The following is a 12,021-nucleotide window of genomic DNA, read 5'->3' on the forward strand; positions in this document are numbered from 1 at the left end:
CTTATTTTCGCCCAGAAAGAATGTAAGATTTTACGTTAAACCTCGGATCGGACCGCCCAAAGATTAAACTCGTCGAAAGACGCGGCCGGTATCGAGAAGCCAAGAGCAGCGCCGGAGCCAGTGATGCTGGAGTTCGAAAATGTCAGCAAGTCCTTCTGGACGGGTACACAGCGGAAGGTGATCCTTGACCGTGTGTCCTTTCGCGTGGATTTGGGGCAGTCGCTGGGCATTCTGGCCCCCAACGGCACTGGCAAGACGACGCTGATCAACATGATGGCCGGGCTGGAAAAACCGGACGAAGGCGCCATTCGGCGCAGCTGCAATGTCAGCTTTCCGCTGGGCTTCATGGGTGGCGTCGTGAACAAGCATTCGGCGATGGAGAACAGCCGCTACATCGCGCGCCTCTATGGCCTGGACCCCGACTATGTCGAGGCATTCTGCCGCTGGCTGTGTGGCCTGGGCGAGTATTTCGACCAACCGCTGGGCACCTATAGTGCCGGGATGAAATCGCGGTTTTCCTTTGCGCTTCTGCTGGCGCTGGACTTCGATATATACCTGATCGACGAAGGGATGCCCGGCACCACCGATGTCGAGTTCAACAAGAAAGCCGGTGACATCCTGCGCGAACGGCTGAGAACCACCACGGTGATCATCGTCTCGCACCAGCCTGCAACGCTGGAAAAATTCGCCCGTTCGGCGGCCGTTCTGATGAACGGCAAGCTGCATATGTTCGATACCTTGGAAGAGGCCAAGAGGCTGTATGACTACGAAACCAAAAGCTAGAAAGTTCCGTGTCCGCCGCAGCCAGCCCCTCTCCTACGGGGGCCATCCCAGCGTCGTTGCGGAGCATATGGAGCCAGCCGAAATGGCCGAGGACCAGCCCAAGCCCGAGGCAGGCATCCGTCGCCACCTGCGCGCCGTAGCACCCGACCCCATGCCCGAACCGATGGCCGACCCCAACCGCGACCCGGGCCTGCCCGACGCGTTTGAAACCGTCGGGAAAGAGCCTGAAAAGGCGCCCGCACAGGCGGGCGAGGTCGCCTCTCCTCGGCAGGTGAAGGGCGAAAACACGATTGACGAAATCCGCCGCGAGGGGCTGACCGGCCGGCAATTGCGCATGGCCCGCCGCGTGGCGCAAAAGCACGGGCTGGCCCCGACCTCGGACTTCGACGCGGTGCGCCTGCTGCGCGCCAAGGGGATCGATCCGTTCCAACGCTCGACCATGCTGGAACTGGTGGTGCCGCAGGACAACGTCCCTGCGACCGTCGCCGCGCCCCAGTTGCCGCAAACCGTCCCGGCCCGCGAAGCGCAGCTGCCCTCGACCGAGCTGAGCCCGGCTGAACGGCGCGTGCGCGAAATCACCGAGATTCAGCGCGACATCGCCCGCCGTCGTCGCCGTAAATCCCTGCTGCTGCTGTCGCGCCTGGCGTTCTTTGTCTTCCTGCCCACGATCCTGGCCGGCTGGTATTTCTTCGCCGTCGCCTCGCCCATGTACGGCACCAAGTCCGAATTCCTGATCCTAGAGGCGGACGCCGTTGGCGGCTCGGCCCTGGGTGGGCTGCTGAGCGGCACGCAATTCGCCACCAACCAGGATGCGATCGCGGTTCAGTCCTATCTGAAATCCCGCGACGCGATGCTGCGACTAGACCGCGACCTGGGCTTCAAGGCCCATTTCAGCCAGGACGGCATCGACCCGATCCAACGGCTGGAACCCGGCGCCACGGACGAAGCGGCCTACACGATCTACAAGAAAAACGTCCAGATCGGCTATGACCCGACCGAGGGCGTGATCCGCATGGAAGTGATCGCCGCCGACCCCAAGATCAGCGCGGCGTTTTCCGAGCACCTGATCGGCTATGCTGAAGAGCGCGTCGATGACCTGTCCCGTCGCAAGCGCGAGGACCAGATGAAAGAAGCCCGTACCAGTCTGGAAGAAGCCAAGCGCGAACGCCGCGAGGCACAGGTCCGTCTGGTGCAACTGCAAGAAGGCACGCTGCTGGACCCCGAGGGCGAGATCGCCAGCATCCGCGCCCTGATGAACAACGTCGAGCTGCAGCTTCAGGAAAAGGAACTGCAACTGCAGACGCTGCTGAACAACCCGCGCCCCTCGAAACCCCGCGTCGATGCGTTGCGCACGGAAATCCGCCTGCTGAAAGAAGAGCTGACCAAGCAAAGCGCGCGCCTGACCCAAGCGACTGCTGGCGACACCTCGCTGGCGGCCAAGGCGGCGCAGATCCAGATCGCGCAGGCCGACCTTGCGACGGCTGATCTGTTCCTGCAATCGGCCCTGCAAAACGAGAAACAGACCGCGCAAGAGGCGAACCGCCAGGTGCGTTACCTGACCACTTCGGTCAAACCTGTCCCGCCGGATGCCCCCAGCTATCCCAGATCGTTCGAAAGCACCCTTTTGGCATTCTTGGTTTTCTCGGGCCTTTACCTGATGTTCTCTTTGACCGCCTCGATCCTGAGGGAACAGGTTTCCAACTGAGCAACCACCGCCGTTGCCCATAAACGCGTCACTTCCGGTTCACCTGCCGAAAAACGCGGCGCAAGAATGTTGTATTCCCCCTGCAGGGGGGGCATACCGTTAACCGGTTAGACCTTTTTTCTGATTTCAAACAGCGAGCTGACTGTGACCAAACCGAATTATATCGTCACCCCGAACACGTGGGATTTTCTGAAGTCACCGATGATCAAACCGACGGGTTTCCGCGAATATGACGCGCGCTGGAAATACCCCGACGAGATCAACCTGCCCGGCATGACGGCCCTCGGCCTGGGCATTGGCACCCAGATGCGCAAGCACGGTCTGGAGCCGGTGATCGCCGTCGGCAACGACTACCGCGACTACTCGCTGGCGATCAAGAACGCGCTGGTGATCGGCCTGATGCAGGCGGGTATCCAGGTCAAGGATATCGGCCCTTGCATCACCCCCATGGCCTATTTCAGCCAGTTCCACCTGGACGCGCCCGCCGTGGCGATGGTGACGGCCAGCCACAACCCGAACGGCTGGACCGGGGTCAAGATGGGCTTCCAGCGTCCGCTGACCCACGGCCCCGACGAGATGGCCGAACTGAAAGACATCGTGCTGAACGGCAAGGGCGAACCGGCACCCGGTGGCGGTTATGAATTCGTCGATGGCGTCTGGGATGCCTACATGGACGATCTGGTCGGCGACTTCAAAATGTCCCGCAAGCTCAAGGTCGTCTGCGCCACCGGCAACGGCACAGCCTCGGCCTTTGCGCCGGCGCTGTTCGAACGCATCGGCGTGGAAATCGTCCCCAGCCATAACGAGCTGGACTACACCTTCCCCAACTACAACCCGAACCCCGAAGCCATGGAAATGCTGCATGACATGGCCGACAGCGTGAAGGCCTCGGGCGCCGATTTCGCGCTTGGCTTTGACGGTGACGGCGACCGCTGTGGCGTGGTAGACGACGAGGGCGAAGAGATTTTTGCCGACAAGGTGGGCGTCATCATGGCGCGCGACCTGGCCAAGCTCTACCCCGGCTCGACCTTCGTGGCCGACGTGAAATCGACCGGCCTCTTCGCCTCGGACCCCGAACTGCAAAAGCACGGCGTCAAGGCGGACTACTGGAAAACCGGCCACAGCCACATGAAGCGCCGCGTCCACGCCCTGGGCGCGCTGGCAGGCTTTGAAAAATCCGGCCACTACTTCCTGGCCGAACCGATCGGGCGCGGCTACGACGACGGCATGCGCGTCGCGGTCGAGATCTGCAAACTGATGGACCGCAACCCCGACATGTCGATGTCGGACCTTCGCAAGGCCCTGCCGAAAACCTACTCGACCCCGACCATGTCGCCCTATGCCGCCGACGAGGAAAAATACGACATCCTCGAGCGCATCGTGCAGAAACTGGTCGCCAAGGCCGACGCCGGCGACAGCTTTGCCGGCAAAGCTGTCAAAGAGGTCGTCACCGTCAACGGTGCCCGCGTGATCCTGGAAAACGGCTCCTGGGGGCTGGTCCGTGCCTCGTCGAACACCCCCAACCTGGTGGTGGTCTGCGAAAGCAGCGAAAGCGACGCCGAGATGCGCGCCATCTTCGCCGCCGTCGACGACGTCATCCGCACCGAACCCGGTGTCGGCGACTACGACCAGACCATCTGATCTCCCATCTCAACGGAAAAGGCCCGGCACTGAACCGCCGGGCCTTCTTCTTTTTCCAAATATCCTGGGGGTGAATGCGTTGAAAATGGCTGCATTTTCAACGCAGAGGGGGCAAAGCCCCCTTTAGGCCGCCAACCCACGCCCCTTCAGCAGGGCCTCGACCCCCGGCATCCGGCCGCGGAACGCCACATACAGCGCCTCGGCATCCTCGGAACCGCCGGTCGACAGAATGTTCGCCTGCAACGCTTGCGCGGTCGCCGCGTCAAACGCATCGCCCGCCTCCTCAAACGCCTCGAATGCGTCGGCATCCATCACCTCAGACCACATGTAGCTGTAATAGCCAGCGCTATAGCCGTCGCCCGCAAAAACATGCGCGAAATGCGGGGTGGCGTGGCGCATGGCGATCTGCTTGGGCATCCCCAGCCCGGCCAGAACCTCGGCCTGCATCGCCATCGGATCGGCCGGGGCGTCGCCGCGATGGAACGCCAGATCGACCAGCGCCGAGGCGACATATTCCACCGTCTGGAACCCCTGATCGAAATTCGCCGCGCCCAGCACCTTCTCCAACATCTCGGTCGGCATCGGTGCGCCGGTTTCGGCATGGGTTGCGAACTCGGCCAGCACCTGCGGCACCTCCAGCCAGTGCTCGTAGAGCTGCGAGGGCAGTTCCACGAAATCCCGCGCGACCGAGGTGCCCGAGATGCTTTCATAGGTCACATCCGACAGCATCTGGTGCAGCGCGTGGCCAAATTCGTGGAACAGTGTCCGCGCGTCGTCATAGGACAGCAGCGCCGGGTCACCCTTGGCAAAGTTGCACACGTTGATCACGACCGGGGTCTGCACCTGCGGGAACTTCGCCTGCGCCCGCATCGCCGAGCACCACGCCCCCGAGCGCTTGGACCCGCGCGCGAAGTAATCGCCGATGAAAACGGCCACATGTTCGCCATTGCGCGTCACCTCCCACGCCCGACAATCGGGGTGGTACAAAGGCACGTCCAGCGGCGAAAACTCCAGGCCAAACAAGCGGTTGGCGCAGGCGAACGACGCTTCGATCATGCGGTCCAGCTGCAGGTAGGGCTTCAGCGCGGCCTCATCCAGATCATGTTCAGCCTTGCGACGGCGTGCAGCGTAATAGTGCCAGTCCCAGGCCTCCAGATCGCCGTTGATACCGTCCGCGTGCATCATGTCCTCCAGCACCTTGGCGTCGGCCTCGGCGCGGGCTTTGGCGGGGGTCCAGACGGCCATCAACAGCTCTTCGACGCGCTCGGGCGTCTTGGCCATCTCGGTTTCCAGCTTGTAGGCAGCAAAGCTGTCATAGCCCAAAAGCTGAGCCCGTTCCTGGCGCAACGTAAGAATTTCGGCCGAAATCGTACGATTGTCCGTCTCGCCCCCATTGGCCCCGCGCGCGATGAACGCCTTGTAGGCCACCTCGCGCAGATCGCGCCGGGACGAGAATTGCAAAAACGGCGTGATGATCGAACGCGCCAGCGTCACCACCGGCCCTGCGACGCCCTTTTCCTGACCCGCCGCGCGCATCGCCTTGACCACGAAATCGGGCAGCCCGTCCAGATCGGCCTCGGTCAGCTCCATGAACCACGCGCGTTCGTCCGCCAGCAGGTTCTGGGTGAATTGCGTGCCGAGCGAGGCCAGACGCGACTTGATCTCGGCCATGCGAGCATCCTGCGCCCCCTCCAGCGCTGCACCCGAGCGCACGAAGCCGCGATGCGTCAGCATCAGCACGCGCGCCTGTTCGGCGATCAGGCCCAGATCATCCTTGCGCGCCCACAGATCGGCCACCCGCCCGAACAGCGCCTTGTTCGAGGAAATCGCCGCCCAATGAGCTGCCAGCTTGGGGGAAAACTCGGTCTGCAGCGCCTCGCGCGCGGGGGTGCTGTCCGCGCCCGAGACCGTGTAGAACACCGACAGAACCTGATCCAACGCCTTGCCTGCGGTCTCTAGCGCCTCGACGGTATTGGCGAATGTCGGGGCTTCGGGATTGTTGGCAATCGCCGCGATCTCGGCCTTGTGCGCCTCCAGCGCCTCGGCAAAGGCGGGGGCGAAATCCTCGTCCTTGATGGCATCGAAGGGGGCCAGTTCGAACGGCGTATCCCAGTGGGACAAAAGCGGATTGGTCATGCGAAGTCTCCTTTGGAGCAACAGGTAATCACCCCGTCGCGGCCCGTCCAGAGCGCCTAGTGCATTCCCCCGCAAACCGGGCAATCGGCGCGCTTTTTCAGGGTGATCTTGCGGGTCTCACCCCAAAGCGCGTCATAAATCAGCATCTCGCCACGCAGGGGCGCGCCTGCCCCGGCGATCAGTTTGACCGCCTCGACCGCCATCATCGCGCCGATCACACCGGGCAAGGGGCCGATCACCCCGGCCTCGGCACAAGACGGGGCCAGACCTGCGGCAGGGGCCTGCGGAAACACGCATTGATAGCAGGGGCCGCCCTTGGCCGGGTCGAAGACGCTGATCTGCCCCTCCCACTGCGCCAGTGCGCCCGAGATCAGCGGGATCCCCCGCTTCACCGCCGCCGCATTCGCCAAATAGCGCGTGGTGAAATTGTCGGTACCGTCCAGCACCAGATCATACTCGGCGAACAGCGCCTCGGCATCCTCGGCGGCCAGACGGCGCTTGTAGGGGCGCACGGTGACAAAGGGGTTCTGCGCCTCCATCGCCTTTTGCGCGGAAAACACCTTGGGCATCCCGATGGCCGCGTCCGAATGGATCACCTGCCGCTGCAGGTTCGAGTTGTCCACCTCGTCATCATCAATGACCCCGATGGTGCCGACACCCGCCGCTGCCAGATACAACAAGGCGGGCGAGCCCAGCCCCCCGGCCCCGATCACCAGAACACGAGCATTCTTCAGCCGTTTCTGGCCCTTGCCACCGATTTCCCGCAGCACGATGTGGCGGGCATAGCGGTTCAATTCGGTCTCGGTGAAGGTCTGCGGCGCGGCCTCAACCACCGGAACCGCCCGCGCCCGCAGCCAGCGCAACCCGGCGCGATAAGCCAGCACCAGAGCGGCAATCCCCCCCAGCATCAGCCACGGCACAACGCTGCCGCCCGTGTTCAGCCGCAGGACATGCCCTTCGGGCAGCACAAGGTGAACCAACACCACCGCCGCCCACAGCGCACCCAGCATCACCGCGCGCACCCGGATCGGCGCCTTCATCACAACGCCCATCCCCCAGAGCGCCGCCGCCATCGCCAAGACCAGCCCCATCAGCCCCGCCCGGTCGAGCCGAACCCGCCCTCGCCACGGTCCGTTTCACTCAACGCCCCGGCCATCACGAACGCAGCCTGCACCACCGGTGCCACCACCATCTGCGCAATCCGATCACCATGCGCGATGTGGAACGACTGATCCCCCGCATTCATCACGATCACCCCCAAAGGCCCGCGATAATCGCTGTCGATCGTCCCCGGACTGTTGGGCAGTGTGATCCCATGCTTCAGCGCCAACCCGGAACGAGGGCGGATCTGCACCTCGTACCCCTGCGGGATTTCCAGCTTCAGCCCCGTCGGCACCAGCGCGCGCGCACCGGGGGCCAGAACAACGCCCTCGTCCCGCCGCGCCGCGTCGAAATTCGCGCGCAGATCAGCGCCCGCCGCGCCGGCGGTTTCGTATGACGGCAAAGGCAAACCGCGATCTGCCTCTTCAGTCCACATCAGCGCGACAGTCACCATGACGCCTTCTTCCTCTTCTTTCTGAGCCAAAATACTCCCGCCGGAGGCATCCGCACTATCCGACCAAAGCCCCGGCAATCCGTTGCGCCAGTCGCTCCGCCACGGCGTCCTTGGCCATCTTCGGCCAATCCTCGACGCCGTCGTCGCTGATCACATGAACGGTGTTCTGTGTACCCCCGAACGTCCCCGTCGCGGGCGAGACGTCATTGGCTACGATCCAGTCACAGCCCTTGCGCAGCCGCTTGGCGGTGGCGTGGGCGATCACGTTGTCGGTCTCGGCGGCAAAGCCAACCACCAGCGGCGGGCGCCCCTTGGTCATCTGGCTGACGGTCGCCAGAATGTCGGGGTTCTCGGCAAAGCTCAGGGTGGGGATTTCGCCCTTTTCCTTTTTCATCTTCGAACTGGCCGCCTGCGCCACACGCCAATCTGCCACGGCCGCAGCAAACACCGCCGCATCGGCGGGAAGAGCGGCCTGAACGGCATCCAGCATCTGCACGGCGGTTTCCACGCGCACCACCTGCACGCCCTCGGGCGGCGGCACATCTGCGGGGCCGGTCACGAACACCACCTCGGCCCCCAGCGCGACCAGTGCCTTGCCAATCGCCGTGCCCTGCGCGCCGGACGAGCGGTTCGAGATATAGCGCACCGGGTCAATCGGTTCCTGCGTCGGGCCCGAGGTGACGATCACCCGTTTGCCCTTCAGTGGCCCGTCCGACAGCGCAGCCTCGGCGGCGGCGACGATTTCCAGCGGTTCGGACATCCGGCCCGGACCGTATTCGCCGCAAGCCATGTCGCCTTCGTTCGGGCCGATCACGCGGATGCCATCGGCCTTCAGCGTGGCCAGGTTGCGCTGCGTTGCCGGGTGATCCCACATCCGCACGTTCATGGCGGGGGCGATCATCACCGGTGTGTCCGTCGCCATCAGCAGGGTCGAGGCCAGATCATTCGCCAGCCCGTTCGCCATCTTGGCCATCAGGTCCGCCGTTGCGGGGGCCACGATCACCAGATCGGCGCTGCGCGACAGCTGAATATGGCCCATCTCGGCCTCGGTGGTCAGGTCGAACAGCTGGGTGTGCACCGGCGTTCCGGCCACTGCGGCCACGGTCAGGGGCGTCACGAATTCGGCCCCGGCAGACGTCAGGACCGGCGTCACGCTCGCCCCGCGTTCGCGCAGGCGGCGGATCAGGTCAGGCGTCTTGTAGGCCGCGATTCCGCCGCCGATAATCAACAGGATACGCTTGTTTGCCAGCATCTTGTCCCCCCGAATAGATCGCGCCGACACTAGGATCAAGCACGCGGGCTGACAAGCCCGGTTACCGCCCGCTTAGCGGAACGCCTTGCACGGATCTTCGCGCGGGGCGGCTGGGGCGGACAGGGTGATGTCGTAAGAGGGATCGGCGGTTTCGTCATCCTCGGTCTGGCCGACGACGAATTGCGAGACCTCGGGGCGGACATGGGCCACAACCGCGGGCGCGCCCCAATCCTTGCGTGCGTGGCCGTTGCCGGTGATGACCATGACAGGCCCGCCGGTTTCGTCGACCGCCTGCAACACGGCCCGCGCAATTACCGCGTCGCGCAGGCGCTGCACGTCGACCATGACGGGCAGCATTTCGTCTGGCAGGGCGTTGCAATGCGCCTCTTCTTGCAGGGCTTCGCGCTGTTCCTGCTGGTCTTCGGACAGGGGTGTCGTCAGCCCGTACGCCTCGGCCTCTGGCCCGAACCAGTCGGATATGCCGGATTTCATCGCCTCACGGGTCGCCTCTCGCGGGACGGCAGCGCCGTAGATTACGGCGTTCGGGGCGGCGGCGAAAATCGGGTAGTACATCGCGAAACCCGGCCAGCCGGTATCGGCCCAGCCAAGCGCCGCTTCGAGCGATGCCTGATCGCCACGGACCGAGCCAACGGCCATCTGCGCCTGATCGGGCGTCAGCATTTCGAACACCAGGGCGCGCGGTTTGTACCGCGCCACATAGTCTGCCTGGCGCTGGTGGTGGACCGGGTTGTCGTGGGTTTCGCCCAGGTAGATCACCTCGGACGTGGCCATCTGGTCTTGGACCGGCTGGGCAAGCAACGGCTGCCCGGCCAGTACCAGCGAAAAAATCAGGGAAACTGCTTTCATGACAGCAGTTGATGCACCTCTTCGGAATGCGCTTCAAGCTGTTTGCGCATCTTGGCAAAGGCGGCTGCCTCCAGCTGGCGGACGCGTTCCTTGGACAGGTTCAGCTCTTCGCCCAGCGATTCCAGCGTGCGGGGCGGTTCGCGCAATTTGCGTTCGCGGATGATGAACTGCTCGCGCTCGTTCAGCGAGCCGATCGCCTCGACCAGCCAGGTGCGCAGGGCGGCGCGGTCGTGCCGTTCCTCGACGATCTCCGAGGATTTGGCACCTTCATCTTCCAGCGTGTCGATCCACTCGCGGCCGTCTTCGTCGCTGGATTGCGTCGCGTTCAGCGAGAAGTCAGAGCCGGACAGGCGTCCCTCCATCATCTCGACGTCATGCAGGGGCACGCCGATCTCGGTCGAGATCATGTGGCGCATCTGGTGGCGGTCCAGCTCTTCGCCGCGCGACAGGGCTTCGCGCTCCAGCCGGGCCTGAACGCGGCGCAGGTTGAAGAACAGCGACTTCTGCGAGGAGGTGGAGCCGGTGCGCACCATCGACCAGTTGCGCATCACATAGTCCTGGATGCTGGCCTTGATCCACCAGACGGCATAGGTCGAAAACCGCACGCCGCGATCCGGGTCGAACTTGTCCGCGGCCTTCATCAGGCCCAGACCCGCCTCTTGGATCAGGTCGTTCATCGGCGCGCCGTAGCGCTTGTATTTCGCCGCCATCGAGATCGCCAGACGCATATACGCCGTGATCAGACGATGCAGCGCGGCCTCGTCTCGTTGATCGCGCCAGGCATAGGCCAGCTGAAGCTCGGTTTCGGCGTCCAGCAGTTCGGCCTTCATTGCCACCCGCGACAGCGACAAGTCGTTCGGATAATCAAGAGCCATCGGTACCACCCCAGGTTCAGGCACAGTTGTGCCCCTTTTTCATTAGGACCGTGAATGATACGCACGACAAGCGCGTTTGGTTCACAATAAGGTGTGCGAAAGATGCTTGATAAACTGACCCTCGTTCTGGGCGGTGCCGGGTCGGGCAAGTCCCAATGGGCCGAAACCTTGGTGAAAAATGCCGGGGCCGACCGGATTTACCTAGCCACCGCAAGGGTTTGGGATGACGAGATGCGCGACAAGGTGGATCGCCACCGGGTTCAGCGCGGCGACGGATGGACCACGATCGAAGCACCGATGCACATCGGCCCTGCGCTGACGCAGGCTCGGCCCGAGCAGGTGGTCCTGCTGGATTGCGCCACGATGTGGCTGTCGAACCATCTGCTGGACGGCAGCGACATGGCATTGGCCGAGGCCGAGTTTCTGGCCGCGCTGGATGATTGCCGCGCCCCCGTTGTGATCGTCTCGAACGAGGTTGGCATGTCCGTCGTCCCCGAAAACGCGCTGGCGCGCCGGTTCCGCGACGCCCAGGGCGCGCTGAACCAACGTCTGGCCGCCCGCGCGGGACTGGTCGTGGCCGTGATGGCCGGATTGCCACTGGCCCTGAAAGGAACCCTGCCATGAGCCGCTTTTTCTGGGTGCGTCACGGACCGACCCACGCCAAGGGCATGGTCGGCTGGACGGATTTGCCCGCCGATTTGTCCGACATCGGGCAGTTGGAGCGCCTGTCTGCGCACTTGCCGGACGACGCGCTGGTCGTGTCCTCGGACCTTATCCGCGCGGCCGATACCGCCACCGCCATTGCGGCGCACCGAGCACGCCTACCGCATGAGCCCAACCTGCGGGAAATCAACTTTGGCACCTGGGAAATGAAGCGTCATTTCGAGATCAAGGAGCAGGATCTGGCCCGGCAATACTGGGAACGCCCCGGCGACACGCGCCCGCCGCAGGGCGAAAGCTGGAACCAGGTCTGCACCCGGGTGAACGGCGCCGTGGCACAGCTGCTGACCGCCCACCCCGGCCGCGACATCATCGCGGTGGCGCATTTCGGGGTGATCCTGACGCAGGTCCAGCGGGCGCTGGGGTTGGCCGCGTCTGAGGCATTCTCGCACCGCATCGACAACCTGTCGGTGACCGAATTGCGCCTGAAAGACGGGCAGTGGGCGGCGGATCGCATCAATCACCTTCCGTGATGGCGCCGCGCACA

11 protein-coding genes are annotated in these 12,021 nt (G+C 63.9%); 5 read left to right on the forward strand and 6 right to left on the reverse strand.

The window, feature by feature from the left end; translation table 11 throughout:
• Positions 1 to 123: 123 nt before the first annotated feature.
• From E7681_RS00500 to E7681_RS00510, 3 genes are all read left to right on the forward strand, one after another.
• Complete coding sequence (locus tag E7681_RS00500) at positions 124 to 783, forward strand: ABC transporter ATP-binding protein (protein WP_136337300.1); 660 nt, start codon at positions 124 to 126, stop codon at positions 781 to 783.
• Positions 761 to 2,488 (forward strand): KpsE/RkpR family capsule polysaccharide export protein, encoded by a 1,728-nt coding sequence (locus E7681_RS00505; RefSeq protein WP_136337301.1) that lies wholly within the window; start codon positions 761 to 763, stop codon positions 2,486 to 2,488. The genes E7681_RS00500 and E7681_RS00505 overlap by 23 nt, the downstream gene beginning before the upstream one ends.
• Before the next feature lie 144 nt (positions 2,489 to 2,632).
• Positions 2,633 to 4,129 carry a phosphomannomutase/phosphoglucomutase gene (locus E7681_RS00510; RefSeq protein ID WP_136337302.1) on the forward strand — a complete coding sequence of 499 codons (1,497 nt, stop codon included), beginning with the start codon at positions 2,633 to 2,635 and terminating at the stop codon, positions 4,127 to 4,129.
• Between the two features lie 123 nt (positions 4,130 to 4,252).
• Here the strand turns inward: E7681_RS00510 and E7681_RS00515 are convergent, their stop codons facing one another.
• From E7681_RS00515 to E7681_RS00540, 6 genes are all read right to left on the reverse strand, one after another.
• A complete protein-coding gene (locus tag E7681_RS00515; RefSeq protein WP_136337303.1) occupies positions 4,253 to 6,265 on the reverse strand; it encodes a M3 family metallopeptidase in 2,013 nt (670 codons plus the stop codon).
• 56 nt (positions 6,266 to 6,321) lie between these two features.
• The gene (locus E7681_RS00520) at positions 6,322 to 7,356 is read right to left on the reverse strand and encodes a HesA/MoeB/ThiF family protein (RefSeq protein ID WP_136337304.1); all 1,035 of its coding nucleotides are present in this window, start codon (positions 7,354 to 7,356) and stop codon (positions 6,322 to 6,324) included.
• Complete coding sequence (dut, locus tag E7681_RS00525; RefSeq protein ID WP_136337905.1) at positions 7,356 to 7,820, reverse strand: dUTP diphosphatase; 465 nt, start codon at positions 7,818 to 7,820, stop codon at positions 7,356 to 7,358. Before dut ends, E7681_RS00520 begins: the two co-directional genes overlap by 1 nt.
• 55 nt (positions 7,821 to 7,875) lie before the next feature.
• Positions 7,876 to 9,072 (reverse strand): bifunctional phosphopantothenoylcysteine decarboxylase/phosphopantothenate--cysteine ligase CoaBC, encoded by a 1,197-nt coding sequence (gene coaBC, locus E7681_RS00530; protein ID WP_136337305.1) that lies wholly within the window; start codon positions 9,070 to 9,072, stop codon positions 7,876 to 7,878.
• Between the two features lie 72 nt (positions 9,073 to 9,144).
• Entirely contained in the window at positions 9,145 to 9,939 is a 795-nt protein-coding gene (locus E7681_RS00535) for a ChaN family lipoprotein (RefSeq protein ID WP_136337306.1), read from the reverse strand.
• Positions 9,936 to 10,814: an RNA polymerase factor sigma-32 gene (locus tag E7681_RS00540; RefSeq protein ID WP_136337307.1), complete on the reverse strand. Its 879-nt coding sequence runs from the start codon at positions 10,812 to 10,814 to the stop codon at positions 9,936 to 9,938. Before E7681_RS00540 ends, E7681_RS00535 begins: the two co-directional genes overlap by 4 nt.
• A 102-nt stretch (positions 10,815 to 10,916) precedes the next feature.
• Here E7681_RS00540 and cobU point away from each other — a divergent pair, with 102 nt between their 5' ends.
• Complete coding sequence (gene cobU / locus E7681_RS00545; RefSeq protein WP_136337308.1) at positions 10,917 to 11,438, forward strand: bifunctional adenosylcobinamide kinase/adenosylcobinamide-phosphate guanylyltransferase; 522 nt, start codon at positions 10,917 to 10,919, stop codon at positions 11,436 to 11,438.
• Entirely contained in the window at positions 11,435 to 12,007 is a 573-nt protein-coding gene (locus E7681_RS00550) for a histidine phosphatase family protein (RefSeq protein WP_136337309.1), read from the forward strand. Before cobU ends, E7681_RS00550 begins: the two co-directional genes overlap by 4 nt.
• The last annotated feature ends 14 nt before the right edge of the window (positions 12,008 to 12,021 follow it).

It is taken from the genome of Thalassobius vesicularis, from assembly GCF_004799325.1.
GTDB classification, from domain to species: Bacteria; Pseudomonadota; Alphaproteobacteria; order Rhodobacterales; family Rhodobacteraceae; genus Thalassobius; species Thalassobius vesicularis.

Coding starts and splice junctions, on each gene's coding strand:
- E7681_RS00500 (WP_136337300.1), top strand. CDS start 124: ATGCTGGAGTTCGAAAATGTCAGCAAGTCCTTCTGGACGGGTACACAG.
- E7681_RS00505 (WP_136337301.1), top strand. CDS start 761: ATGACTACGAAACCAAAAGCTAGAAAGTTCCGTGTCCGCCGCAGCCAG.
- E7681_RS00515 (WP_136337303.1), bottom strand. CDS start 6,265: ATGACCAATCCGCTTTTGTCCCACTGGGATACGCCGTTCGAACTGGCC.
- E7681_RS00520 (WP_136337304.1), bottom strand. CDS start 7,356: ATGGGGCTGGTCTTGGCGATGGCGGCGGCGCTCTGGGGGATGGGCGTT.
- dut (WP_136337905.1), bottom strand. CDS start 7,820: ATGGTGACTGTCGCGCTGATGTGGACTGAAGAGGCAGATCGCGGTTTG.
- coaBC (WP_136337305.1), bottom strand. CDS start 9,072: ATGCTGGCAAACAAGCGTATCCTGTTGATTATCGGCGGCGGAATCGCG.
- E7681_RS00535 (WP_136337306.1), bottom strand. CDS start 9,939: ATGAAAGCAGTTTCCCTGATTTTTTCGCTGGTACTGGCCGGGCAGCCG.
- E7681_RS00540 (WP_136337307.1), bottom strand. CDS start 10,814: ATGGCTCTTGATTATCCGAACGACTTGTCGCTGTCGCGGGTGGCAATG.
- cobU (WP_136337308.1), top strand. CDS start 10,917: ATGCTTGATAAACTGACCCTCGTTCTGGGCGGTGCCGGGTCGGGCAAG.
- E7681_RS00550 (WP_136337309.1), top strand. CDS start 11,435: ATGAGCCGCTTTTTCTGGGTGCGTCACGGACCGACCCACGCCAAGGGC.